Origin of the sequence: Streptomyces sp. NPDC005820 (assembly GCF_040630255.1) — a bacterium.
Classification (GTDB): Bacteria; Actinomycetota; Actinomycetes; order Streptomycetales; family Streptomycetaceae; genus Streptomyces.
This window is the reverse complement of sequence record NZ_JBEXXE010000007.1, coordinates 177,308-200,805: the sequence shown is the minus strand read 5'-3', so window position 1 is coordinate 200,805 and position 23,498 is coordinate 177,308. Positions and strand designations below refer to the sequence as shown.

General features: G+C 71.9%; 23 protein-coding genes. 12 read left to right on the top strand and 11 right to left on the bottom strand.

Annotated features, from left to right (window positions below; genetic code table 11):
• Nucleotides 1-16: 16 nt before the first annotated feature.
• Together ABZ464_RS11185 and ABZ464_RS11180 are read right to left on the bottom strand one after the other, a co-directional pair.
• Nucleotides 17-3,142, bottom strand: a complete 3,126-nt coding sequence (locus ABZ464_RS11185; protein WP_359274184.1) for a molecular chaperone Hsp90 — start codon at nt 3,140-3,142, stop codon at nt 17-19.
• 80 nt (nt 3,143-3,222) lie between these two features.
• Nucleotides 3,223-4,149 carry a DUF3027 domain-containing protein gene (locus ABZ464_RS11180; protein WP_359274182.1) on the bottom strand — a complete coding sequence of 309 codons (927 nt, stop codon included), beginning with the start codon at nt 4,147-4,149 and terminating at the stop codon, nt 3,223-3,225.
• A 304-nt stretch (nt 4,150-4,453) separates the two neighbouring features.
• On the opposite strand from ABZ464_RS11180, the gene ABZ464_RS11175 reads away from it, so the two are divergent.
• From ABZ464_RS11175 to ABZ464_RS11160, 4 genes are all read left to right on the top strand, one after another.
• Nucleotides 4,454-5,896 (top strand): MFS transporter, encoded by a 1,443-nt coding sequence (locus ABZ464_RS11175; RefSeq protein WP_359274179.1) that lies wholly within the window; start codon nt 4,454-4,456, stop codon nt 5,894-5,896.
• Between the two features lie 62 nt (nt 5,897-5,958).
• Entirely contained in the window at nt 5,959-6,447 is a 489-nt protein-coding gene (locus ABZ464_RS11170; protein WP_359274176.1) for a DUF2771 domain-containing protein, read from the top strand.
• Nucleotides 6,417-7,169: a futalosine hydrolase gene (locus tag ABZ464_RS11165; protein ID WP_359274173.1), complete on the top strand. Its 753-nt coding sequence runs from the start codon at nt 6,417-6,419 to the stop codon at nt 7,167-7,169. The genes ABZ464_RS11170 and ABZ464_RS11165 overlap by 31 nt, the downstream gene beginning before the upstream one ends.
• Complete coding sequence (locus tag ABZ464_RS11160) at nt 7,159-8,037, top strand: 1,4-dihydroxy-6-naphthoate synthase (RefSeq protein WP_359274170.1); 879 nt, start codon at nt 7,159-7,161, stop codon at nt 8,035-8,037. Before ABZ464_RS11165 ends, ABZ464_RS11160 begins: the two co-directional genes overlap by 11 nt.
• A 4-nt stretch (nt 8,038-8,041) precedes the next feature.
• Here ABZ464_RS11160 and ABZ464_RS11155 read toward each other — a convergent pair whose 3' ends face one another.
• Complete coding sequence (locus tag ABZ464_RS11155) at nt 8,042-8,425, bottom strand: cold-shock protein (protein WP_189942254.1); 384 nt, start codon at nt 8,423-8,425, stop codon at nt 8,042-8,044.
• A 179-nt stretch (nt 8,426-8,604) separates the two neighbouring features.
• Between ABZ464_RS11155 and ABZ464_RS11150 the strand changes: the two genes are divergently transcribed.
• Nucleotides 8,605-8,862: a hypothetical protein gene (locus ABZ464_RS11150; protein WP_359274166.1), complete on the top strand. Its 258-nt coding sequence runs from the start codon at nt 8,605-8,607 to the stop codon at nt 8,860-8,862.
• Here the strand turns inward: ABZ464_RS11150 and ABZ464_RS11145 are convergent.
• Together ABZ464_RS11145 and ABZ464_RS11140 are read right to left on the bottom strand one after the other, a co-directional pair.
• On the bottom strand, nt 8,850-9,473 hold the full coding sequence (locus tag ABZ464_RS11145; protein WP_359274163.1) for a haloacid dehalogenase-like hydrolase: 624 nt from the start codon (nt 9,471-9,473) through the stop codon (nt 8,850-8,852). The genes ABZ464_RS11150 and ABZ464_RS11145 overlap by 13 nt on opposite strands.
• 39 nt (nt 9,474-9,512) lie before the next feature.
• Entirely contained in the window at nt 9,513-10,457 is a 945-nt protein-coding gene (locus ABZ464_RS11140) for a hypothetical protein (RefSeq protein ID WP_359274160.1), read from the bottom strand.
• A gap of 94 nt (nt 10,458-10,551) precedes the next feature.
• Here ABZ464_RS11140 and ABZ464_RS11135 point away from each other — a divergent pair, with 94 nt between their 5' ends.
• Nucleotides 10,552-13,098 carry a helicase-associated domain-containing protein gene (locus ABZ464_RS11135; RefSeq protein ID WP_359274157.1) on the top strand — a complete coding sequence of 849 codons (2,547 nt, stop codon included), beginning with the start codon at nt 10,552-10,554 and terminating at the stop codon, nt 13,096-13,098.
• Nucleotides 13,099-13,205: 107 nt separating this feature from the next.
• On the opposite strand, the gene ABZ464_RS11130 is transcribed toward ABZ464_RS11135, so the two are convergent.
• Entirely contained in the window at nt 13,206-13,745 is a 540-nt protein-coding gene (locus ABZ464_RS11130) for a hypothetical protein (protein WP_359274155.1), read from the bottom strand.
• A 129-nt stretch (nt 13,746-13,874) separates the two neighbouring features.
• Between ABZ464_RS11130 and ABZ464_RS11125 the strand changes: the two genes are divergently transcribed.
• Nucleotides 13,875-14,495 carry a hypothetical protein gene (locus ABZ464_RS11125; protein WP_359274152.1) on the top strand — a complete coding sequence of 207 codons (621 nt, stop codon included), beginning with the start codon at nt 13,875-13,877 and terminating at the stop codon, nt 14,493-14,495.
• Nucleotides 14,496-14,600: 105 nt separating this feature from the next.
• Here ABZ464_RS11125 and ABZ464_RS11120 read toward each other — a convergent pair whose 3' ends face one another.
• Both ABZ464_RS11120 and ABZ464_RS11115 read right to left on the bottom strand, forming a co-directional pair.
• Nucleotides 14,601-14,966, bottom strand: a complete 366-nt coding sequence (locus ABZ464_RS11120; protein WP_359274149.1) for a hypothetical protein — start codon at nt 14,964-14,966, stop codon at nt 14,601-14,603.
• 14 nt (nt 14,967-14,980) lie between these two features.
• Entirely contained in the window at nt 14,981-16,234 is a 1,254-nt protein-coding gene (locus tag ABZ464_RS11115) for a helix-turn-helix transcriptional regulator (RefSeq protein ID WP_359274147.1), read from the bottom strand.
• A 407-nt stretch (nt 16,235-16,641) separates the two neighbouring features.
• On the opposite strand from ABZ464_RS11115, the gene ABZ464_RS11110 reads away from it, so the two are divergent.
• From ABZ464_RS11110 to ABZ464_RS11095, 4 genes are all read left to right on the top strand, one after another.
• Complete coding sequence (locus ABZ464_RS11110; protein ID WP_359274144.1) at nt 16,642-16,971, top strand: hypothetical protein; 330 nt, start codon at nt 16,642-16,644, stop codon at nt 16,969-16,971.
• A 238-nt stretch (nt 16,972-17,209) separates the two neighbouring features.
• On the top strand, nt 17,210-18,334 hold the full coding sequence (locus ABZ464_RS11105; protein WP_359274141.1) for a radical SAM protein: 1,125 nt from the start codon (nt 17,210-17,212) through the stop codon (nt 18,332-18,334).
• Nucleotides 18,331-18,495 (top strand): hypothetical protein, encoded by a 165-nt coding sequence (locus tag ABZ464_RS11100; protein ID WP_359274138.1) that lies wholly within the window; start codon nt 18,331-18,333, stop codon nt 18,493-18,495. The genes ABZ464_RS11105 and ABZ464_RS11100 overlap by 4 nt, the downstream gene beginning before the upstream one ends.
• 88 nt (nt 18,496-18,583) lie before the next feature.
• On the top strand, nt 18,584-19,453 hold the full coding sequence (locus ABZ464_RS11095; RefSeq protein WP_359274136.1) for a GNAT family N-acetyltransferase: 870 nt from the start codon (nt 18,584-18,586) through the stop codon (nt 19,451-19,453).
• Between the two features lie 496 nt (nt 19,454-19,949).
• Here the strand turns inward: ABZ464_RS11095 and ABZ464_RS11090 are convergent, their stop codons facing one another.
• Both ABZ464_RS11090 and ABZ464_RS11085 read right to left on the bottom strand, forming a co-directional pair.
• Nucleotides 19,950-21,035, bottom strand: a complete 1,086-nt coding sequence (locus tag ABZ464_RS11090) for a recombinase family protein (RefSeq protein ID WP_359274134.1) — start codon at nt 21,033-21,035, stop codon at nt 19,950-19,952.
• A complete protein-coding gene (locus tag ABZ464_RS11085; protein ID WP_359274131.1) occupies nt 20,942-21,589 on the bottom strand; it encodes a recombinase family protein in 648 nt (215 codons plus the stop codon). The genes ABZ464_RS11090 and ABZ464_RS11085 overlap by 94 nt, the downstream gene beginning before the upstream one ends.
• A 28-nt stretch (nt 21,590-21,617) precedes the next feature.
• Here ABZ464_RS11085 and ABZ464_RS11080 point away from each other — a divergent pair, with 28 nt between their 5' ends.
• Complete coding sequence (locus tag ABZ464_RS11080) at nt 21,618-23,258, top strand: DNA repair helicase XPB (RefSeq protein WP_359274128.1); 1,641 nt, start codon at nt 21,618-21,620, stop codon at nt 23,256-23,258.
• A gap of 4 nt (nt 23,259-23,262) precedes the next feature.
• Here ABZ464_RS11080 and ABZ464_RS11075 read toward each other — a convergent pair whose 3' ends face one another.
• Nucleotides 23,263-23,445 (bottom strand): hypothetical protein, encoded by a 183-nt coding sequence (locus tag ABZ464_RS11075; RefSeq protein WP_359274125.1) that lies wholly within the window; start codon nt 23,443-23,445, stop codon nt 23,263-23,265.
• Between the last annotated feature and the right edge of the window lie 53 nt (nt 23,446-23,498).

Sequence of the window (23,498 nt, the reverse complement as noted above, 5' to 3'; positions counted from 1 at the left end):
TGAAGCCGGGACGGCGTCAGTCGAACCAGCGGTCCCGGGCCAGTTCCGCCGTGCGGGACGGGTCCTCCAGCAGGGCCGCCACCTCAAAGCGGCGGGGCCACTGGCCGGCGGCCCAGGCGAGGCCGGCGGCGACGCCCTCCAGGGTGGCGGCGTGCAGGACGCCGTCGTCGGTGAGGCGCCAGTCGAGTTCTACCCCGTCGACGACGAGTTCCTCGTGTTCGACGTAGCCGGACGGGGTGCGGGGGCCGAGGAGGACGCCGACCGGTTCCGGGACGTCGTGTTCCACGCCCTCGGAGTCGACCCGGCCGGTCACGGATTCGCTCAGCCGCCGTACCTGGAACAGTTCGGCCAGCTCCGCGGCGCGGGACGGGCGGACGGGCAGCAGCGGGACGCCTGCCGTGAAGGGGAGGAGGTCGGGGGAGTCGACGACCACCGCGTCGGCGGCGTCCACGACCTCCACCCGGCCGTCCACGACCGCCCGCAGCTCGTCGGGGAGGGTGACCTGCTCGGGGTCCAGGTCGGCCAGCGCGCCGTAGAGACCGTGCAGTTGGGCGGGGCCGACGGGGCGCTCGGGGTCGGCCAGGCGGTCGAGGAGTTCGGCCGCGCCGCCCGGCTCGTCGAGGAGCGCCGCCACCGACGTCCGTACGCCCAGCGCCCGCAGGACCTGCTCGTCGTCGAAGCCGGTCGCGTCGGCCTCGTCGTACAGACCGCGCAGGAGCGGGTCGCCGCCGGCCGCCAGCAGGCCGGCGGGGCGGCGGCCGTCCAGGACGGGGTGGCCGCGCAGCCACCAGGCCGTGTAGGGGCGTACGACCTCGTGGGTGCCGTCGGGGAGCAGGATCCGGACGGGCTGGGTGAGGGCGTCCCGCAGCGGGGGCTGGGAGAGGAGGGCGAGGGCCTGGGGCCAGCGGTCGTCGTCGACCAGGTCGAGGTCGCGGACGGCGACGAGTTCGGTGGCGACGGGCGGGACCGGTGAGTCGGGGAAGCGGTCGAGGATGTCCTCGGACCAGACGTCCACCGCGTCCAGCAGCCCCGCGTCGTCCGGTTCGGCGAAGTCGCCCTCGCGGGGCTCCAGTTCGTCGGGGTCGAGGACGACGTCCGTGGCCCGCACGAGCGCGAAGTTGGCGAGGACGCCGACGGCGGCGAGCGGGCCCTCACCCCATCGCTCGGCCCATTCGGCGTCGACGAAGGCGAGTTCGTCCTCGCGGATGACGGCGGCGAACGGGCTGCCGGGAAGGACGAGTTCGCCCGCCGGGACGAGTTCGCCGTCCTCGTCGGGCAGGGCGAGGGCGCCCAGCCAGGGCTCGTCGCCCGGTTCCAGGGCCGCGTCGCGGACGAGGGTGAGGACGGTGTCGGCGAGTTCCTCGGCGTCGGGGCTGTCCTGGTCGTCCCAGGCGCCGCCGTCGTCGTCCAGGGAGGCGGCGACCGCGGCCCGCACCTGCGGGGTGGTGAGCACCGCCCGGGGCGTGGCGGGCAGGGCGCCGAGCTTCTCCAGCAGGGGGTGCGCGGCGTCCGCGTGGGCGACCTTCAGGCCGAGGCGGGCGAGGATCTCCGGGTCGGCGCCGGCCTCGTCCGCGACGGGCAGCAGGACCTGGCGGGGGCCGATCGTCGTCCGTCCGTCGGCCAGCGGCACGGGCAGCCCGGAGAGCCGGTCCGGGTCGACGCCGGCGAGGCTGTCGTAGAGCCGGTACCACCAGTCCGGGTCCTTCTCCAGTCCGGCGAGCCGGTCGACGGCGTCGGCGAGCGGGATCCGGGCGACCCCGAGGGTGCGCAGCTCGACGCGCCGCTCCAGACCGGCGGGCAGCAGGGTCGGGAGGACCTCGGCGAGGACCCGTACGGTGTCGGCGCCCGCGCCCTCGACCACCTCGGCGTCGCGCGGGCGCAGCACCTCGGGGAGGCCGTCCTCGTCCTTGGGGGGCTCGACGGCGGGCGGCAGGAAGGCGGTGCGCGGCAGCCGCTCCAGGATCGCCCGGCGCAGCGCCCCGTCCAGCTCGCCCTTGCCGAGCGGGCCGGGCACGAGGTCGATGATGCCGGGGGTCACCGGCCGCCAGTCGGCGAGGAGTTCGGCGTAGGCGTCGGCCGCGCGCTCGACCAGGTGGTCGGTGAGCGGGCCGGGGGCCGCGTGCCGACGGGTGGTGTCCAGCGGGAAGGACGCGATGAGCAGGGCGGGCACGCCGAGCGGCTCGTCGCTGGGGGTGGGGGCGTGCACGACGGGGCTGGTGCGGGGCCGGGCGGGCGCGTCCTGCTCGTCCACGGGGACGGCCCAGGTGACCGACCAGTGCGCCCGCTGCCGCTCCTCGACGGGGCGGTCGGCGAGCAGCTCGGGGGTGAGCGGCCCGTGCGCGGCGGCGGTGCGCCAGCGGGTGGTGCCCTCGCGGGAGTCCGTCACGACGGTGAGGGCGCCGTCGGTGGAGCGGCGCAGGGTGCGGGGCGCGTCGCCGCCGGTCTCGATCACGACCTCCGCCAGGCCCGGCAGGGCGAGGAGCAGGGCGTCGTCGACGGCGGCGAGGAGCCGCTCGGCGAGGTCGGCGGCGGCCGCGTCGCGCAGCGGGAGGATGACGGCGGTGTCGTACGGGTCCGGGGCGGTGCCCTGGGCGGCGAAGGGGAGGCGCAGCAGGGGGACGTGTCCGTCGCGGCGGCGCAGCTCGTCGCCGAGGCCGGGGCTGTGCCGGGCGGTGTCGGCGGCCAGCTCGCGGGCCTCGGCGAGGTCCCAGCGGACGCCGCCGTGCCGGCCGACGACGGCGGGCTCGTCGGTGACGGAGAGGACGGCGGCGAAACCGACGCCGAAGCGGCCCACGGACACCTGCTGGGTGTCGCGCTTGGCGGAGGCGCGCAGGGTGGCGAGGGACTCGACACCGGCCGCGTCCAGGGGGGCGCCGGTGTTGGCGGCGACGAGGACGCCGTCGCGCAGGGTGAGCCGCAGCCGGCCGGGCACGCCGGCCCGGGCGGCCGCGTCGGCGGCGTTCTGGGCGAGCTCCACGACGAGACGGTCACGGTAGCCGCCGAGGACGAGGTCCTCCTCGGCGTTGGCGTCCTCACGGAAGCGGGCGGGACTGGTGGCCCAGGCGTCAAGTACACCGCGGCGCAGACGGGCCGTCCCGAAGGGATCGGCTCCTTCGGGGGCCGGCCGCACGAACTGGCTCACTGTCACTCTCCTCGTCGGACGTGACCATGAAGGTACCGCGCGCAGGCGACCGGCCCGTCCGGCGCTGGAGGCCCGGGCTCTCAGGCGTGGCCGAGCTCCGCCGTCGCCTCGTCGGGGACGGCCGGGACCGAGCCCGAGTCCGCCTCCGGGCGGAGCGGGAACGGGTCCACCCTGGTCTCGTCGATGACCGGCGCGGGCGGCTGCGGGGGCTTCGGCATGACCGCGGCCTCGGAGTGGCCGCCGCAGCCGTACGCGAGGGACACGACCCGGCCGTCCGCCGGGGAGAACTCGTTGGCGCAGACCCCGAAGGCCTGGCCGAGGGAGCCGCCGATGGGGGTGAGGAAGCCGCAGCTGACACAGGTCGCGGGGGCCGCCTGGGCCATGGGCGTCTTGGCGCCGAAGGACTCGTCCCAGCGGTCGGCGGCGGTGTGCAGGCCGTAGCGGGACAGGACCCGGGCGCGGCGCAGTCCGAGCTCCTCGGCGATCGCGGAGATCGAGCCGCGTGCCGGGACCGTGGGCAGGGCGGCCGGCGGGGCCGCGGTCACCTCGGCGTCCTCGGCCTCGACCAGTTCCGCCATCTCGTGGGAGACGGGCGCGTTCGCCGTGGGCTCGTCCTCGCCGGAGTACCCGGGCTCCAGCCGGAGGTCCTCGGCGTCGGTGGGCAGGAGGTCGCCGGGGCCCATGTCGCCGGGGCGCAGCCGCTCGCTCCAGGGGACCCACTCGGGGGCGAGGACGGCGTCCGGGCCGGGCAGCAGGACTACCTCGTCGAGGGTGACGATCTTGGCGCGGGAGGCGCGGGCCACGGTCGCCGCCCAGCGCCAGCCCCGGTAGCCCAGTTCCTTGCACTCGAAGTAGTGCGTGACGACCCGGTCACCCTCGGAGAGCAGGCCTACGTGCTCGCCGACCACGCCGGGCGCGGCGGCCTCCTCTGCGGCGGCGCGTGCGAGGTCGACGGCCTCGGCGCACAGGCGGTCGGGGGTGCGGCTTCGCGTGGTCGCTGCGCTCACAGGTATCGCTTCTCTCCTACGCCGTCTCTCTGGTGCGCCGGCCTGAAGGCGGCGGGTGCGGACGGAGCGGACCGAAGGGCCGCGTCTTACGTCCGCGCCCGATCGCGCTCGGGCGCACCTGCTGTCATCCATTCTGCTGGATGCCGGGGAGGCGCGCGGCCGAGAACAATCGCCACGGCGCGCTACGCACGCTACCTGTTCCGCGACGTTCGGCCTACACCGACGGGACGTTTCCCCGTACCGGACCCCCGCCATCCGCGCGGTAACCGCACTACGCGGGCCTTTCTCGGGGCACTATGACGGAGTGGCAGCCGCGAAAGCATCCCATGGTGCCACCGGGACCGGTGGGACGAGGGGATCGAAGGGATCGAAGGCAAGGGGCCGGATCGGCGGTTCGGGCCGGATCAACGGGTCCGTCCGTGCGGTCGGCCGTGCCCTGCATCTTCCGTTCACCGGCACGGCCCGCGGCATCAGGAAGGCCACGCACGCGCACGGCGCCGGGGAGTCCGGCCTCGGCAAGCTGATCGAGCTGCACGCGGTGAACGGCGCGGGGGACGTGATGATCACCGTCGCGCTCGCCTCCACCGTGTTCTTCTCGGTGCCGACGGACGAGGCCCGGGGCCGGGTCGCGCTGTACCTCGCCATCACGATGGCGCCCTTCACCGTCCTCGCCCCCGTGATCGGCCCGCTCCTGGACAAGCTGCCGCACGGCCGCCGGGCGGCGATGGCCGGCGCGATGCTGGCCCGGGCCCTGCTGTCCCTGATCATCGCCGGGGCGGTCGCCAGCGGCAGCCTGGAGCTGTATCCGGCGGCGCTGGGCGTGCTGGTCGCGTCGAAGGCGTACGGCGTGGTCCGCAGCGCCGTGGTCCCCCGGCTGCTCCCCCCGCGCTTCTCCCTGGTGAAGGCGAACTCGCGGGTCACCCTCGGCGGGCTCCTCGCCACCGGTGTGGCGGCTCCCGTGGGGGCCGGGCTGCACGCGATCGGGGAGCGCTGGCCGCTCTACGGCGCCTTCGTGATCTTCATGGCGGGTACGTTCCTGTCGTTCACCCTGCCGCCGAAGGTGGACTCGGCGAAGGGCGAGGACATCGCGCTGCTCGCGGCGGACGAGGAGCATCTGCACGGCCCGCACCGGCAGCCGGTCAAGCGGCCCGGTCTGAGGACCGTCGGCATCGCCGTCACCCATGCCCTCGGCGCGAACGCCGCCCTGCGCTGGCTGTCCGGCTTCCTGACCTTCTTCCTCGCCTTCCTGCTGCGCGAGCACCCGCTGACGGGGTCCAGCGCGGCCGTTTCGCTGGGGATAGTGGCGGTAGCGGCGGGCGCGGGCAACGCGCTCGGCACGGCGGTGGGGGCGTGGCTGCGGGCCCGGGCGCCGGAGATCATCATCGTGACGGTCCTCGCGGTGGTCCTGGGCGCGGCGATCACCGCGGCGATCTTCTTCGGCGCGTTCCTGGTGGCGTGTCTGACGGCGACGACCGGGTTCTGTCTGGCGCTGGCGAAGCTGTCGCTGGACGCGCTGATCCAGCGGGACGTGCCGGAGCCGGTGCGCACCTCGGCGTTCGCCCGCTCGGAGACCATGCTGCAGATGGCGTGGGTGCTGGGCGGCGCGATCGGCATCGTGATGCCGCTCAACGGCACGCTGGGCCTGTGTGTGGCCGCCGGTGTCCTCGCGCTCGGCTGGCTGACGACGGTGCGTGGTCTGATCGGCTCGGCCCGTCACGGAGGGACGCCGAAGGCCCGCGTGGCGTAACACACAGCGGCATGGCCCCCCACATAAGGAGACCGTCGCACGCGCCCGATAGCCTTCGCCCCATGACCACGCTGCAATCCGTATTGCGACGCCGCCGCGCCGTCGCCGCCGCCGGCGCCGTTTCCGCCGGACTGCTCGTCCTGTCGGCCTGTGACAAGCCGACGCCGCTGTCCACGATCACCGTCGGCCGCACCTCGGTGAGCTCCGAGGCCACCTGTGGCGGCGAGGGCAAGGCCCTGAACGCCGCCGCGCTGACGAAGTGCCTGGCCGACAAGGACATCAAGTCCATCGACGTCGACCCGGACGAGACGGTCCGCTTCGGGGTCGACCCCGACATCGCGGACAAGCGCTGGACGATCCTGATGAACGGTCAGCCGCTCACCGAGGACAGCGACAAGACGTACCGCACGATCCCGGGCAGTGTGTTCTTCAACGCCCAGTACGGCGCCCAGGGCGACTCGACGCTCGTCACCATCAAGGCGGGCGACGGCAAGAAGGACAGCCAGAGCGCGACCGGTCTGTGGTCGTTCAAGCTGAAGAAGGACGACTAGTCACGTCCTCCGCCCGCATCCTCGTGGCCACCGCGGTCCCCGCAGAACGGGACGCGGTGGCACGGGCGTTCGTGGAGCCGTGCCAGGTGGTGGTGCCCCTGCCCGGGGTGGTCCTGCACCGCCCCGACGTGGCCTTCGACCTCCTGGCCGCCGGTGTGGGCCCGGCGCGCGCCGCCGCGTCCGTCTCCGCCGCCCTGACCGCCGCCGCCCTGCTCGGGGCGCCGTACACCCTGGTCGTCTCGGCCGGCATCGCCGGCGGTTTCCTCCCCGACGCGCCCGTCGGCTCCCTGGTCGTCGCCGACCGGATCACCGTCGCCGACCTGGGCGCGGAGAGCGCGGACGGCTTCCTGCCGGTCACCGAGCTGGGCTTCGGGACCGTCACCCACCGTCCGCCGGACTCACTCGTACGAGCCGCCGAGGCCGCCACCCGAGGCCGCACCGGCGAGATCCTGACGGTCTCCACGGTCACCGGCACCGCCGCCCGGGCCACCGCCCTGCGGGAGCGCCACCCGGATGCGCTCGCCGAGGCCATGGAGGGGTTCGGGGTCGCCGAGGCGGCCGACGCGCACGGCACGCCCGTCCTGGAGATCCGCGCGGTCTCCAACCCCGTGGGGCCCCGCGACCGGGCCGCCTGGCGCATCGGCGAGGCGCTGGCCGCGCTGACGAAGGCCTTCGGGAAGCTCGTCCCCGCCCTGGAGAGTTGGCACTCACATGACCAGTGACCCGCTGAAGATCGCGTACTCCCCCTGCCCCAACGACACGTTCGTCTTCGACGCCCTCGCCCACGGCCGGGTGCCGGGCGCGCCCGCGCCGGACGTGACGTTCGCGGACATCGACGTCACCAACGGCATGGCCGAGCGCGGCGAGTTCGATGTGCTGAAGGTGTCGTACGCCGTGCTGCCGTACGTCCTCGACACGTACGCGCTGCTGCCCTGCGGGGGCGCGCTGGGCCGGGGCTGCGGCCCCCTGGTCCTGACGCGGGAGGCCGGGCTTGGGGGCACCTCCCACGCTTTCGGCAGTGGGGGACTGACCGGGCGCACGGTCGCGGTGCCCTCCGAGACGTCGACGGCGTACCTGCTGTTCCGCCTCTGGGCGGCGGACACGCTGCCCGGCGGGGTCGGCGAGATCGTGGTCCTGCCGTTCCACGAGATCATGCCCGCCGTACGGGACGGCAAGGTCGACGCGGGACTCGTCATCCACGAGGCGCGCTTCACGTACCGGAACTACGGCCTGCACAAGCTCGCGGACATGGGCGAGCACTGGGAGTCCACCACGGGCCTGCCGATCCCGCTGGGCGCGATCATCGCCAAGCGCTCACTGGGCCCGGACACCCTGACCGCCCTGGCGGCCGCGATCCGCGCCTCCGTCCAGGCCGCCTGGGACGCCCCCGAGATCTCCCGCCCCTACGTCATGGCCCACGCCCAGGAGATGGACCCGGCCGTCGCCGACCAGCACATCGGCCTGTACGTCAACGAGTTCACGGCAGACCTGGGCGAGGACGGCTACGCGGCGATCAGAGGCCTGCTGACACGCGCGGCGGCCGAGGGGCTGGTGCCGCCCCTCGGCCCGGACGCACTGGAATTTCCCTGAGGGCTCAGACGTCCAGTTGGTCGGCGACCGCGCGCAGCAGGCCCGCGATCTTCTTGCCGGAGGCCTTGTCGGGGTAGCGGCCCTTCTCCAGCATCGGGGTGATGTTCTCGAGGAGGGTCGTCAGATCCTGCACGATGGAGGCCAGTTCGTCGGGCTTCTTGCGCTGGGCCGCCGCGACGGAGGGCGTCGGGTCGAGGATGACGACGGAGAGTGCCTGGTCGCCGCGCTGTCCGGCGACTACGCCGAACTCCACTCGCTGGCCCGGCTTCAGTGTCTCGACTCCGGCGGGGAGGACCGAGGAATGGACGAAGACGTCACCGCCGTCGTCACGGGAGAGAAAGCCGAAGCCCTTCTCGCTGTTGAACCACTTGACCTTGCCGGTAGGCACGTCTGTCCTCGTCCTCGTACTCGTCGGAAACTTGCTTCTGGAAAAAACAGTTCGGGAACGGCTCTTGATAGCACTCGGGCGGGTCGACCATGACCCGCCGGTACCAAGGCTAATGCTCTTCGAGCGACTGACAAGACGTCGCCCGGTTGTTCCTTCGCGGTGGGAACTACCCTGGTCCGGTGCGTGACAAAACCCAAACGAATTCCGCCGCTCCCGGTGACCGACTGATCCGTGCCGGAGCCCTCGTCTTCTTCGCCGGCGCCGTGGCCACCCTCGTCACGATCGCCCCGCTGCTCCTCGGCACGACGCCTTTCCCGACGTATATGTTCGGACTGAGCATGCTCATGGGCGTCGGATTCCTCGTCGCGGGCGCCGGAGTGCTCCAGTCGATCGCGGCGGGCCGCCGTCAGGCGCGGGCGGGAGGTCAGCCCTCGTAGTCCGCGAACCACTCCCCGAACCGGGTCAGATCGTCGAGGACGACGTCCGCCCCGGCCTCGGTCAGCTCCGCGGCACTGCACGGCCCCGTGGCCACACCCACCGAGAACGCCTCGGCGAGCCGGGCCCCGCGCACGTCCCCCACATGGTCGCCGACGTACACGGACGCCCCGTGCTCGCGCAGCGCCTCCGCCTTCTGCGCCGCCCACCGGTTGCCGATCACCGCGTCGGGCCGCATGCCCAGGTGCTCCATGTGCAGCCTGGCGTTGGGCTCCCACTTCGCGGTGACGACGATCGCCTTCCCGCCGGCCCGCCGCACCGCCTCCAGCGCCTCATGGGCGCCGGGCATCGCGAGCGTGCCGGTGACCGCGTACGCCGGGTAGATCTCGCGGTAGAGGTCGCCCATGGCCGCTATGTCCTCGGCCGGGAACCAGTGCGCCATCTCCTCCGCCAGCGGCGGCCCCAGCCGGGTGACCACCAGATCGGCGTCGACGTACGTCCCGGTCCGCGCGGACAGCTCCGTCCAGCAGGCGTGGATGCCGGGCCGGGAGTCGATGAGGGTCATGTCGAGGTCGAAGCCGACGGTGCGGGCGCGGGCCGAGGTGGCGGTCATGCGGGACATTGTGCCCGGTCGGGGCGGTCGGCCCGCTGCCTATTTCCGCCGCTGCGACCGCCAGACCAGGAACAGCGCCGACGCCACGGCCGCGCCCCGCACCACCCACGGCCAGGTCTCGCCGATCGCGTCGTTCATGTGCCCCTCGGCGATCGGCGCACCCCAGCGGCCCTCGTTGCGGCCCCACAGCCACACCAGCCCGGCGGCGACCGACAGCCCCGGCAGCCACATCACCGCCAGCTTGGTCTCCCGGTCGGTCAGCCGACGCGAGAGATAGGCGATGGCCCAGCCCACCACCAGCAACAACAACTTCCCGAGCACCGCGCCGACGACGAGGGCGACGGCGGCGAGCAGCAGCAGGGGGTTGCTCCAGCCGCCGCTCGGGAGGGCGGGCAGAAACCGCCGCCGCCCCTTGACCGCGGCCCCGGCCCCGGGCTCGGCCCCGGCCGCCGCGGTCTCCTCCTTCGGCTCCCCCTGTTTCCCCTGCTCCCCCTTCTCCGCCTGCTCCTTCTCGGGCCGCGGTGCCCGCAGCATCTCCGGGATCTCGACCCCGCCGACGAACCCGGGCACCTCGTCGCCCAGCGCGAACGGATCGGACTCCCGCTGCCACCAGTCGGGCACCTGCACCTCGTCGGCGGGCCCGCCCGACCGGGGCCCGGGCACCTTGCGGAGCCCCAGCGGAGCCGGCGGCGGCCGGTCCTCGTCGTCCCGCTGTACGGGCACGGAGGGCGTCGGCGCCTGCGGGGCGCCCCCACCGGTGTCGGCCGCGGCGGCGACGACGTCGTCCGGGCTGCCGAGGCGGTCGATGATGCGGCGGACGGCGGCGGGCGAGTCGACGGTCGCCTTGGACCGGCGCCGGTCGATCTCGTTGCGCAACTCGGACACGAGCCGCATCCGCGTGGCCGACGACAACTGCTGCTGCTGCGCGACGTCACCGACACGGCTCAGATACTCGTAGACGACCTGGTCGCTCTCGATCCCCACGGGGAGACGCTATCGCGCAAGCCCGACGATCCGGGCCGGGACGGGGGTCCGGGGGCGCGGCCCCCCGAGACGGCGACCCGCTAACGTGGGCAAGATGAGCACCGAGGACCACCCGGCCCCCCGGTCCCTCGCGGAAGCGCTCCGCGGCAGGGACGACGCCTCCCTGGCCGCCCTCCTGCGCAGCCGCCCCGACCTCATCACCCCGGTCCCCACCGACCTCACCCAGCTCGCCACCCGCGCCGGCACCCGCGCCTCCGTCGTACGGGCGCTGGAGCGGCTCGACCGGTTCGCGCTGCAGACCGCGGAGGCGCTGGCGGTGGCCGCCGACCCGTCGTCGTACGACGAACTGCTCGGTCTGGTGGCCGGGGACGCCCGCGACCCGGAGGTGTCGGCCGCGCTGCCCGCCGCCCTCGCGGCCCTGCGCGAGCAGGCGCTGGTGTGGGGCGCCGACGACCGCCTCCGTCTGGTCCGCACGGCCCGCGAGCTGCTCGCCCCGTCGCCGCAGCACCCGTCCCCCACCGGCCTCGGCCCGAGTGTGCGGGAGGCGACGGCGGGCATGTCGCCGGGCCGGATCCAGGAGATCGTGGCGACCGTCGGGCTGCCGTCCACGCACGACTCGGTCTCCGCCGTGGACGCGCTCACCGCGCTCTTCACGCACCGCAGGAAGATGAAGGCGCTGCTGGCCAAGGCCCCGCAGGAGTCCCTGGAGGTGCTGGAGCGGCTGGTGTGGGGCCCGCCGTACGGCCAGGTCACCCATGATCCGGCGCCCCGGCTGCGCTGGCTGCTGGACCGCGGTCTGCTGCTGCCGACGGCGCCCGGCACGGTCGTCCTGCCCCGCGAGGTCGCCCTGCATCTGCGGGCCGGCCGGGCGCACCGGACGCCGGAGCCGCTGCCGCCCGCCGTGGAACCGGCCGCCACCCACCGTCCACAGGTTGTGGACAGCACGGCGGCCGGGCAGGCGTACACCGCGCTGGCGACGGTGGAAGAGCTGCTCAAGGACTGGGACGAGGGCGGCCCCGCGGTGCTGCGGGCCGGCGGACTGAGCGTGCGGGACCTGAAGCGGACCGCCGTCGCCCTCGACGTACCGGAGCCGGTCGCGGCGTTCTGGGTGGAGCTGGCGTACGCCACCGGCCTGATCGCCTCCGACGGCGAGGCCGACGAGCGGTACGCGGCGACCCCCGCGTACGACGAGTGGCTGGAGCGGCCCGCCGCCGAGCGCTGGGCACGGCTCGCCCAGGCCTGGCTGACGGCGACCCGGACGTCCGGCGTGGTCGGCGGGCGGGACGCCAAGGAGCGGGCGCTGTCGGCGCTCGGCCCGGGCCTGGACCGCTCCGCCGCCCCCGAGGTACGCCACCGGGTCCTGACCCTCCTGGCCGCCCTGCCGGAGGGCGCCGCCCCGCACCCCGAGGCGGTCCTGGCCCGACTGCGCTGGGAACGCCCCCTGCGCGGACCGCAGGCCTCTCCCCAGGGCGAGGACGATCTCCGCTCCCGCCTCGCCCGCTGGACCCTCACCGAGGCCGAACTGCTCGGCGTGACCGGACGCGGCGCCCTGTCGGCACAGGGCCGGGCCCTGATCGGCGTATCACCGGCCGCCCACGGCCGTCACCCGGAACCGGAGGGCCCCGGCGACAAACTCCCGGTCCACCACCACCGCACGGCCACTCCGCTCACCCCCCTGTCCCCGCCCGAACAGGCCGTGGCCGCCGCGGCCGCCGGCCGCCTGCTGGCGCCGCTGCTGCCCGAGCCCCTGGACCACGTCCTGCTCCAGGCGGACCTCACGGCCGTGGCGCCGGGCCCCCTCCAGCGCCCGCTCGCCGAGGTGCTGAGCGTGCTCGCCGACGTGGAGTCCAAGGGCGGCGCGACCGTCTACCGCTTCACGCCCGGCTCCGTACGCCGCGCCCTGGACGCCGGCCGCAGCGCCTCCGACCTGCACGCCTTCCTCGGCCGGCACTCGCGTACGCCGGTGCCGCAGCCGCTCGCCTATCTGATCGACGACGTGGCCCGCAGACACGGCCGGCTGCGGGTGGGCGCGGCCTCGGCGTACGTCCGCTGCGACGACGACACCGTGCTGAACGAGATCCTCGCCGACAAGCGGGCCGGCACCCTGCGGCTGCGCCGCCTGGCCCCGACGGTGCTGGCCGCCCAGGCCGACCCGGCGGCCCTCCTCGACGGCCTGCGCGCGATGGGCTACGCGCCCGCCGCCGAATCCGCCGAGGGCGATGTCCTGATCACCCGCGCCCACGCCCACCGCACCCCGCCCCGCACGGCCCCCGAGCCGGTCCCCGACGGCCCCCCGATCCCCGACGCGACCCTCCTCACGGCGGCTGTCCGGGCGATCCGGGCCGGCGACCTCGCCTCCACGACCCCCCGCAAACCCACCGACACCGCCACCCCCCTCGCCCCCGGCGAACTCCCCCGCACCAGCTCCGCCGAGACCCTGGCCACCATGCAGGCCGCCGTCCTGACGGGCGAGGCCCTCTGGATCGGCTACGTCAACGCCGAGGGCACCGCCAGCCAACGCGTCATCGCCCCCGTGAGGGTGGAGGGCGGCTTCGTCACGGCGTACGACCACACGGCGGACGAGGTCCGCACGTATCCGCTGCACCGGATCACGGGGGTGGCGGAACTGGCGGACGGTTAACGGCGCCGGGTTCGAGCAGCGCCCCGAGAGGGGCGCGGGGCTGTATCGATATGCGGCTCCGCCGCGTGGGCGCGACCAGCCACGACCAAGCCGCAGTCGAACGACGACTAACAGTCCCCCACTGCTGAATCCGCCCCCAGCCCGAAATGCACCCGCGCCGCACTCTCCAACCCCACCGAACTCACCGCCTCATCCAACCGGGACTCGGCGAACACCGAGAAGTGGTCCTCCTCCCACTCCGCATACCCGGCCCCGTCCGGCGGCTCCTCCTGAGCGACGACCCGGTACCCCTCCCCGTCCCGCTCCAACCGCATCACCTGCGGAGAGTGCGCCCCACCGCACTCCTGCAGCGCCCCGCCCCGCACCCCGTACTCCACACACAACGTGTCGACCCCGGCCCGCACCCGGTCCCCCTCCGCGCGGAGATCCAGCGCCTCCGCCTCACAGAACCACCGCGCCCTCAGCGAGGGCTCGCTCTCACCGACCCCGTCCCCCTGCGCCTGCGCGACGAGCCGCGCCTCGATCGCGGGGCGTACGGAGGCCCACAGACCGGCGTCCACACCGCTCGACCCCCGCGCCCACGTCCCCGTCGCCACCAGCACCACCACGGCGCCCACACCGGGTCCCCAGATGCGTACCGAAGTCACCGCGAGCTCCTCACCGAGCCGCGCGCGCTGCGTGGCTCCACCGGACAAGACCGTCGAGAGGCGCTCGGGGTTGCACGCGGGATGGGGCACACTGGACGTTTGGCCGCCTCGGGAGGATGTGCGTACCACGTGAACGGACCGCTGACCGTCCACTGGGTGACACGCCCTGCGACCCTGGGCACCGCTCTGCGGTTCCTGGAACAGCATGACGCGGAGATCGAGGCACTCAGCCGCTTCCTCATGCTGAAGCAACGCACCGAAGCCCGGCCGCTGGAGACCGTCGAATTCGACGGCGACATGGCCGACCTCCAGGACAACGAGACCGATCGCAGCATGGACTCCTTCCTCGATGACTTGAGGGCGGGCCGCAAGCAAGAGCCGAGCGGCCCCACCATCACCTACGCCCTGGTCACCCCGGAAGGTGAGCTGGAGTTCCACATCGACCCGGTCGACGGCATGCGGGACAAGGTTGGCGCGGCTGGCGCCGGTGTCGTCGACCGGATCCTCGTGCCTTCCCCGTCCACCGTCCACGCCTACGTCGCAGATCTGGTCACAGCGTCACCCGAGCGTTCCAACCCCGTCGCTGACGAGATGCTGCGCTTGCTCGACTGCCACGACGGGCCGTTCTACGGACCTATCTCTTTCTTTGCCGTCAGCGCAGGCGCCTCTCGGCCGCAAAGCCTGGACGAGGACCAGCGCGAGATGCTGCGCGCAGCTCATGAAGTGGCCCGTGGACGCGCTGAACTCTAGGGAGAACCCAGAACTCGTGTCCCGCGAGTTGCCCTCCCTGAGGGAAAAATGGCCTGGCCCAGGCCGTGCTCTCGTCCTTGTATCAGGTCGAGAGCCCACCCGTGATCAGCTCCGTTCCTTCTCGATGGCCTCGAAGATGTCGGCGTCGGTCTCCTGCTGCCACGACGGGAGGTCGGGCCAGTCGGCCACGTATCCCGGCTTCGGGTCCTCGAAGTGCTTGAACATCTGGGCCGTCCAGCACGTCGCAACGAAGCGGCTCTTCTGCTCGCGGGACAGCCGTGACGTGGTGCCGCCGCTGATCTCGATGAAGTGACGGACCTGCTCGTAGACGGAACCTGCTGCCTCGCGCTCCCACTGCGGGGTGTCATCCCACCGGGTCACGTAGCCGGCCTTCGGCTCTCCCGGGAAGTGCTGGCGGACTCCCGCGATCCAGGCTTCCCGGAACAGTCGTGCACCCTCGGTCTGCGACATGCCTACCCCTCTCGTCACGGCGCGCTCAGCGTGGCGATCTCCGCCCCCAATTCCGCCACGCGGTGGTCGCGGCTCAAGGGACCGAACTCGTCGCACAGGGCTTGGAGTCTACGGGTGACGTACCCGGACCCGGAGGAGCGGGCCAGTTCGATGGCTTCCCTGCCATACACCACAAGCTGTTCGACGTCCCGCCGCTTCGCACCGATGGCGGCCAGGTCGGTGAGCACTGCTCCCCGTCGCCGGTACGACTGCCCGGACGCCAGAGCTGTCTGCTCCAGGGCATCCCTCAAAGCGTTCTCCGCCAGGTCGAGACGGCCCAACTGTACGTAACGCGACCCCCGTTCCTCTGCCAGACGCGCTCCGTCGAACCGGAGCCATCCACCGTTGGTGCTGTCCGCGGTGAGGTCGCGAACGGCCTCGGCCCGGTCCATCGCGCGCTCGCACGCATCCAGGTCTCCAAGGCCGGCGCATGCCTCGGCTTGGACGGAAGCGACCCAATGCCGAGTCGAGAGGTTGCTGTCCCCTCGGTCGGCCAGTCGCTCGGCCGCGCCAAGCATCTGCGCGGCCTGCCGGTACCGCTGCTCGGACATGTCCACGTAGGCATGACGGACGAGCGCGCATGCCCACAAGTCGTACGCCTCGGCGTCCTTACTGACCGACGCAGCGAGCGAGTACGAAGCAGCTGCGTCGGAGTACCGATTGCCGTCGAACGCCACCTCCCCGGCCAACTGAAAGAGGTCGGCCACCGCGCTCAGCAGGGCCCGTGCACTTCCACGGTTGCTCGCCAGCGCCTCGTTCAGGGTCGTCAACTGGTCCCGGACGACGGGATAGACAGAGCCCTTGGAGCGAGCCAGTTGGTAGACCTGCCAGAGGTGTCTGTTCATACGCGCGAAGTCGGCAGGCATTCCGCGACGGACGCCCTCGGTCAGGGCCTCGGCCTCCTCGACCGGCAGGACGGTCAAAGCCCCGCTGACAGTCAGTATGCGGAGGAACTCACGGCGGATCATTTCGTCGGGGTCTCCCGCGCTCGGGGCGTCACTGAACTCGTGCCCGGCAGCCTCCTGGCCTGCGGCTCTTGGCGGCTTCAGGAGGATGTCCAGCTCTCGGAGGCTGACTTCGAGAGCGGCGGCCAAGCCCCGTCGCTGGGGCGGCTGAGGAGCGACTTTGCCGCTTTCCCAGCGTCCGACCGTTGTGCGGTCCACGCCGAGTAACTGGGCCAACTTCTCCTGACTGTAGCCCAGAGCCCTGCGCCGTTCCGCCAGTTCCATGGCACCCCTTCCCCGCGGCTTCGGCCCCTTCGGTGCCCGTGCACGGACCTGCGTCAAGACTGCCGCATTGATGCCGTGGAGACCTCCGACTCCTGGCGCTTTCCTGGATGTTGCCCGGACGAGCAGCGGGATTCACAGAGGAGTTCGGTCATGACCACGAGAGGCGAGGCTCTGGCGCGCGAGCCACACAGGAACACGCGGATGCGGGGCCCGGGTGCTGAGCATCGAGTCCTCATGACGCTCAGGGTCTCGCGTGACTCCGGCCGGACATGGAGCCAGGTGACGGAGGTATGGGAGGTCGAGAATCCGGTGATTCCCGACAACCCCATTGGCTTTCCGCCCTGCACGTGCCCGCGCTGCACGGACCAGTGCCCGCACTCCGAAGCCTCCCCTGGGGTGGAGTGGTGATGCGGTGCACGCACTGGCACCAGGTGCTCCTCGACCTGGTGCAGGAAGCACGGGGCAGGTCGGCCGCGGAGTGCGTCGACAGGGCCGTGCAGTGCCAGTTGTCCGCGCACGACGACGGTGAGCACTACGGCCTCCTCGACGACGTCGGCGAGTACGGGACCGCCCTGTGGCTCCGCTGGCTCGGGAGGGCCGAAGTGGAGCTGGTCGTACTGCCGGACTGCCCGGTGGTCGCCCCGGGTCTCGACGGTGAGGGCTGCTGTCTGTTCGCCGACCACACCGAGCAGCACACCTGGGAAGACACCCTGGAGGTGGTCTCGTGCACCAGCTGAGCGCGAACCTGCACAAGAGCTCGTTTCTCGTCGCCCGCCCCGACTCCCATGGCGGAATGCAGACCCGGCGCCTTCGCCCTCCTCTCAACCAGAACTGCGAGGACTGCGGCGGCAGTGGCGCCGACTCGTCCGGCAAGTCCTGCGGCACCTGCAACGGGCTCGGCGAGATCTATTGTCGCGCTGGCCGTCAGGGCGCACGTGAGCCGTCGCGTTCCATGATCCGGAAGGAGGGCCGCTGATGGCCCACGCTCTGATCGCATCCCCGTTCCTCGACGGGCACCTGCTCCTCAAGCCAGGAGCGAGGACAGGCGCCCGCATCCCCTACGGCCACTACGAGGGCATCCGGCAAGCGGTCGCCGATGGTGAGGCACTGCCCGCCTGGGCGGTGCGGACCGCCGCCGATGTCTGGGGCATCGACTTGAACGGCCGACCCGCGCAAGGCACGGTGCTGGTGCGCGATCCGTCCCCGTACGGCTACTGCCGCGCCTCCTGGGAGATCAACCTCGGCTGCAACTTCGGCTGCAAGCACTGCTACCTCGGTGAGCGGCCCTTCTCCGGGCTCGGCTGGGAGGACAAGGTGCGGCTGCTGGACATCATGCGCGAGGCCGGCGTTCTCTGGCTTCAGATCACCGGTGGCGAACCCACCATGGACCCTCACTTCCAGAGCGCCTACCGGTACGCCTGGCAGGCCGGGATGATGCTCACCATCTCCACCAACGGCTCGCTGCTTTGGCGACCGGACCTTCTCAAGCTCTTCCGCGACTGCCCGCCCTACCGGTTGGTCGTCAGCATGTACGGGGCGAGCGAGGAGTCCTTCGACACGCTCACCCAGCGCCGTGGCGCGTGGAAGGCGTTCCGGCGCGGCATGGACGCCGCACGCGAGGCGGGCCTGCAACTGCGTATCAACGTCGTGGTGACCGAGGACAACGCCGCCGAGGCCGACGAGATGGCCGCCCTCGCCAAGGAGTGGAACGTCGAGAACCACGCGTACACGAACATGACGCCCACGATCTACGGCGGCGGTGAGCCGCTGCTCGCCCAGTCCGCCGCCCACCTGCGACAGCGCAAGCCGTTCGCCTGTTGCAACGCGGGACACACCTTCTTCCACGCCGACCCGCACGCCAAGGTGTCGATCTGCAAGGTCGGCCGGGACGACCAGATCGACCTCATGGCCGAAGGCATCGACGGCCTCACCCGGCTCGGCGCCATCGCCGACCGCCTCATGCTTCGCACCGGAGGGTGCGAGGGCTGCGCCTTGTCCGGCACCTGCCGGGTCTGCCGCCCCCTGGCCAAGCACTATCAGGAGGCGAAGGCGCCGCTGCACAGCTACTGCCAACATGGAGACAAGGAGAACGGATCATGACCCCGCCCGTACTGGTGACCCTTCTGCCCGGCCCGCCAGCCTCGGCGCGCCGCGCGGCGCCGCCCGTCGCCGCCCTCTCGGTGACCGCTGTCCCGGACCTGGACGATGTCGTGGAGAGCGCGGAGTGCTCCTGCGACGCAGGCGACGACAATCCCCACTGACCGACGCGATCCAGTCGGTTCCGTTCAGGCCCTGGCGCGTTCGCGTCGGGGCCTGAGCCCTGACCGGCCGACCGTTAGGGTGCCGCTCATGTTCTTCCGCTGGGACTGGCTCCGGCCCGTATTGACCGCGCCGATCGTGCCGACTCTCGGCCCCGTCCACCCTCACGTCCTCACCATCGACCTCTTCGAGGACACGCTGCGAGCGGCCGTCACCGACCGATCCTTCCTCCACTACGACAAGGACCGGCGCTGGGGAAGCGAGAAGGACGAGACGGTCCTTCGCGGCGACGTGGTTCACCAGCCCGGCCACACTCTCATCCCCACCCTGGCCCGGCGCGGACGCGGCACCGTCAAGGTCTTCGCCTACGGGCACCGCGACAGTGTCGCGGATGAAGCCGCCGAACTGGCCGCGAAGCTCGCCGCCGTACACGACGCGGTCAACGCGAGGGTCGTGCGCCCGCTCGGCCCCGAGACCGAATCCCCGCGCGGCACCCGCATCCAGCTCCAGGACTTCACCGCTCGCCTCTGCCCGGACCCCGGCGGCCCGGTCCGCCCCGTCACCGACTGGCCGGCCGCCGTGCAGGAGACCTTCGCCCCGTTCGCCACCGCCATGGCCGCCGACGGCCTGGCCTTCCTCCACGCCCAGATGCAGGCCGGCCGGTGCGGCCCGGTCCTCGCCGCTGCCGTCGAGAACCGCATCGTGGGCGCGATTGGCCCCATGGAAGTACGCCCCGACGCGATCGGATGCCCCCAGCTCTTGCCCCAGTACTTCGCCCTCCTGCCCGAGGCCCGAGGACAGGGCCTGGGCCGCATCCTCTGGCGAGCCGCGATGCACTGGGGCCAGTCCCACGGCGCCGCCTACCAGCTCCTCCAGACCGAGGTCGGTGGACCCTCCGACATGCTGTGCCAATCTGAAGGACTGGCCTCTCTCGGCTTCACCCACACCACACGGGCGTAACCGTCAGATCTCGCCCGCCGTGAGGTCACAACGGATTCAGCGCCTCTGCGCTCTCACGCTAACTACCGTCCGTGCTCTGGCCGTTCGCTCATGCAGGCGAGGGTTACCACGCGGCTGACCGGAGCGGCTTTGGCCGGTGTCCTGTTCGGGTTGGGGTCGGGCATGTTCAGGGGGCCGTACGCTTGCCCGGCAACTCGGGCAGGCATTGCCCCTGCCCGGAATTTGAACATCAGGGCCGGCCTGCTGACAGCCGCACCTCGCTATGAACCCAAGCCCAGCGTTCGCCTCTCGTTCCGCCTCGCCGACGCATACGCCCTCGGCGGCTTCCGCCTCAGTTCCACCTCATGGGACCTGGCAGAATCCGTCCCAACGCTGAGGACGGCACTATCCGAGACAGACGGGGATGCTCTCTGCGAACTCGTTGCAGAGACAGTTGAGTTCACAACGCGTGATGGCGTCGCACTGTCGTATTGCCGCGTGTCCGGTGGCTTCGGTGTCAGCCCTGGCTGTCTGCCGCCTCGGTCTCCTGTCCGCTCGTCTTCACCGCTGCCGCCCGCCGCATGTGCCCCTCCTCGCCGAAGTGCACCGACAGACGCGACGTGTCCAGCTTCTTGCCGCCACGCCGCGCGGGTGCCACCTCCACGTAGCCGCCCGCGTTCAACAACAGGTCTCGCTTGCCGGCTACGTCCGAGCGCTTCCACTGCTCGGCGTGCGTCTCTCCGGTCGGCTCCGCCTGCACGCCGCCGGGCTTCGCCGTTCGCTGCTTCTCCTTCAGGGACGCGAGACGGTTCTCCAGCTTGGCGTACTGCTCCGCGTACCGGATCGCTCGGTCGTCGCCTCTAAATAGGCCCCGGTCGTAGCGATCTTTTTGCAAGTCGGCCAACGCTTCCTCAGCCTGCCGGATCTGCGGGCGGAAGTCCTCTCCGACCTCCTGGACCATCCGCATCACGGGAAGGTGCCCGTACTTCGCGATGAACTGCTCGGTGACGTAATCCTCGGTGGTCACCCCCGCCACGGTCGGCCCGTAGCACTTGACGCCCGGCTTCTCCTCCCCCTTGGCCGCCCGCTGGCGGTACTTCAGGGGACCGATGCACCGGTACCGAAGCTGACCGTTGCGCCCGCTGAAGGTGTACATGCGCTCGGCGCAGACTCCGCAGTGCGGGATGCCGCGCAGCAGCGACGTCCCCTCACGGCGCTTCTCCCCCGGGTTCGCCCGACGCTCCAGCTCGTCCTGGAGTGCCTGCCAGGTGTCCGTGTCGAGGATCGGCGGGCGGTTGACCAGGGGCAGCCCGTCCGTCCGCAGGATCGGCTTTCCGTCCTCGATGACCTGGCCGAGCAACTGTGGGTTGCCCAGCATGCTGCGCAGCGTCGTTGTGTACCACTGCTTGGAGTCGCTGCGCGTACCCATGGTCTGGCGTGAGGCGTGACCGGGCGAGGGGACGCCCTCTTTGTTGAGGTCGTTGATGATCTGCATGAGCGAGTCCTTGGTCAGAACCCGCTCCACGATCCGCTTGATCGCCTTGGCCTCGTCCTCGTTGACCGCAAGGACCTTGCCCGCCCCGTTGGGGTTGGGGACGACCATGTACCCGTACGGGACCCGACCGCCGGTGTAGCGACCCTCGCGACGCAGATGCTCATGCGGCTGGACACCCGCATACCGATGGTGTCGGACTCCAGTTCGGCGAAGACCGCGATCACCTTCGCCATGGCCCGGCCCATGGACGATGTGAGGTCGAGCGGCTCCGTCGCCGACGCAAGCGCGACGCTCTGATGCTCGGCGAGTCGCATGATCTCCGCGAAGTCGACCGTCGAGCGAGCGAGCCGGTCGATCTTGAAGAACACGATCACGTCCAGCTCGGCGAGCCTGGTCAGGATGCGTTGCAGGCCCGGCCGGTCGAGACCCCGCGAGAAACCGGAGACATCGATGTCCTCCTCGACGAATATGACGTCCCAGCCACGTGCCTCACACAACGCCTCGCACGCCGCTCTCTGGCGCTCGGGAGAAGTCGTCTCGTCCGTTTCACGCGATAGGCGAATATAGATAGCGGCGCGCATCCCCGGCGCGTCGGCCGGTACGCCCTTCCGGCGCCGGGCACGGGGCATGGCCCGGGCCGTGGCAGATGTGGTGTCTGTCACGGTGACAATCCTATCCGCGGAGGTATGCGTGTCCTGCCTGATCGTCCAGTCGGACAAAACCCTGCTCCTGGAAGTCGACCACGAGCAGGCCGACGACTGCCGTCGCGCCATCGCGCCGTTCGCCGAGCTGGAGCGGGCGCCCGAGCACATCCACACCTACCGGGTGACCCCGCTGGGCCTGTGGAACGCGCGGGCGGCCGGGCACGACGCCGAGCAGGTGGTGGACGCGCTGGTGCAGTACAGCCGCTACCCGGTGCCGCACGCGCTGCTCGTGGACATCGCGGAGACGATGGACCGCTACGGCCGGCTGACCCTGTCCAAGCACCCGGCGCACGGGCTGGTGCTGACCACGACCGACCGGCCGGTGCTGGAGGAGATCCTGCGTTCCAAGCGGGTCGCCCCGCTGGTCGGCGCCCGGCTCGACCCGGACACGGTCGTGGTGCACCCCTCGGAGCGCGGGCAGATCAAGCAGACCCTGCTGAAGCTGGGCTGGCCGGCCGAGGACCTCGCCGGGTACGTGGACGGCGAGGCGCATCCGATCGAGCTGGCGGAGGACGGCTGGGCGCTCAGGCCGTACCAGAAGCAGGCGGTGGAGAACTTCTGGCACGGCGGGAGCGGGGTCGTGGTGCTGCCCTGCGGGGCCGGCAAGACACTGGTCGGCGCGGGGGCGATGGCCCAGGCGAAGTCGACCACCCTGATCCTCGTCACGAACACGGTCTCGGCCCGGCAGTGGAAGCACGAGCTGGTGAAGCGGACCTCGCTGACCGAGGACGAGATCGGCGAGTACAGCGGGACGCGCAAGGAGATCCGCCCGGTCACCATCGCCACCTATCAGGTGCTGACGACCCGGCGCAAGGGCGTCTATCCGCACCTGGAGCTGTTCGACTCCCGGGACTGGGGGCTCATCCTCTACGACGAGGTGCACCTGCTGCCCGCCCCCGTCTTCAAGTTCACCGCCGACCTCCAGGCCCGCCGCCGCCTCGGTCTGACCGCGACGCTGGTCCGCGAGGACGGCCGTGAGTCGGACGTGTTCTCCCTCATCGGCCCCAAGCGGTTCGACGCGCCGTGGAAGGAGATCGAGGCGCAGGGCTACATCGCGCCGGCGGACTGTGTGGAGGTACGGGTCAATCTCACCGACTCCGAGCGGCTGGCGTACGCGACCGCCGAGGCGGAGGAGAAGTACCGCTTCTGTGCGACGACCGCGACCAAGCGGAAGGTGACCGAGGCGATCGTGCGGCGCTTCGCGGGCCAGCAGATCCTCGTCATCGGCCAGTACATCGACCAGCTGGACGAGCTGGGCGAGCACCTCGGGGCGCCGGTCATCAAGGGCGAGACGTCCAACGCGCAGCGCGAGAAGCTCTTCGACGCCTTCCGGGAGGGCGAGATCAGCGTGCTGGTGGTGTCGAAGGTGGCGAACTTCTCGATCGACCTGCCCGAGGCGACGGTCGCCATCCAGGTGTCCGGCACCTTCGGCTCCCGCCAGGAGGAGGCCCAGCGCCTGGGCCGGGTGCTGCGCCCGAAGGCGGACGGTCACCAGGCCCACTTCTACTCGGTCGTCGCCCGCGACACGATCGACCAGGACTTCGCGGCCCACCGGCAGCGGTTCCTGGCGGAACAGGGGTACGCCTACCGGATCATGGACGCGGACGAGCTGCTGGCCGAGGGCTGACCGGTCACCGCCTGCGGCGGACTCCGGCCTCCTCGCCGTACTCACCGAGGATGACCACGTCGAAGGCGGCGCCCACGAAGACCCTGATCGCGTGCAGGGCGTCGCCGAAGGGGTGACGGGGGGCGTCGGACAGGGGGGTCGCGCCGGACGGGCGACCGGGGGCTGGGGTGAGGGTCGCTGCACTCATGTCTCCATGGTGCGCCGGGTGGCATAAAGGGGGCATCGGTCCCAGGTCCCCAC

What these genes read in the sequence shown, in the direction of transcription:
- ABZ464_RS11105 (WP_359274141.1), top strand. Translation starts at nt 17,210, where the DNA reads ATGGCCCACGCTCTGATCGCATCCCCGTTCCTCGACGGGCACCTGCTC.
- ABZ464_RS11135 (WP_359274157.1), top strand. Translation starts at nt 10,552, where the DNA reads ATGAGCACCGAGGACCACCCGGCCCCCCGGTCCCTCGCGGAAGCGCTC.
- ABZ464_RS11120 (WP_359274149.1), bottom strand. Translation starts at nt 14,966, where the DNA reads ATGTCGCAGACCGAGGGTGCACGACTGTTCCGGGAAGCCTGGATCGCG.
- ABZ464_RS11160 (WP_359274170.1), top strand. Translation starts at nt 7,159, where the DNA reads ATGACCAGTGACCCGCTGAAGATCGCGTACTCCCCCTGCCCCAACGAC.
- ABZ464_RS11145 (WP_359274163.1), bottom strand. Translation starts at nt 9,473, where the DNA reads ATGACCGCCACCTCGGCCCGCGCCCGCACCGTCGGCTTCGACCTCGAC.
- ABZ464_RS11075 (WP_359274125.1), bottom strand. Translation starts at nt 23,445, where the DNA reads ATGAGTGCAGCGACCCTCACCCCAGCCCCCGGTCGCCCGTCCGGCGCG.
- ABZ464_RS11110 (WP_359274144.1), top strand. Translation starts at nt 16,642, where the DNA reads ATGCGGTGCACGCACTGGCACCAGGTGCTCCTCGACCTGGTGCAGGAA.
- ABZ464_RS11100 (WP_359274138.1), top strand. Translation starts at nt 18,331, where the DNA reads ATGACCCCGCCCGTACTGGTGACCCTTCTGCCCGGCCCGCCAGCCTCG.
- ABZ464_RS11095 (WP_359274136.1), top strand. Translation starts at nt 18,584, where the DNA reads ATGTTCTTCCGCTGGGACTGGCTCCGGCCCGTATTGACCGCGCCGATC.
- ABZ464_RS11090 (WP_359274134.1), bottom strand. Translation starts at nt 21,035, where the DNA reads ATGGTCGTCCCCAACCCCAACGGGGCGGGCAAGGTCCTTGCGGTCAAC.
- ABZ464_RS11170 (WP_359274176.1), top strand. Translation starts at nt 5,959, where the DNA reads ATGACCACGCTGCAATCCGTATTGCGACGCCGCCGCGCCGTCGCCGCC.
- ABZ464_RS11115 (WP_359274147.1), bottom strand. Translation starts at nt 16,234, where the DNA reads ATGGAACTGGCGGAACGGCGCAGGGCTCTGGGCTACAGTCAGGAGAAG.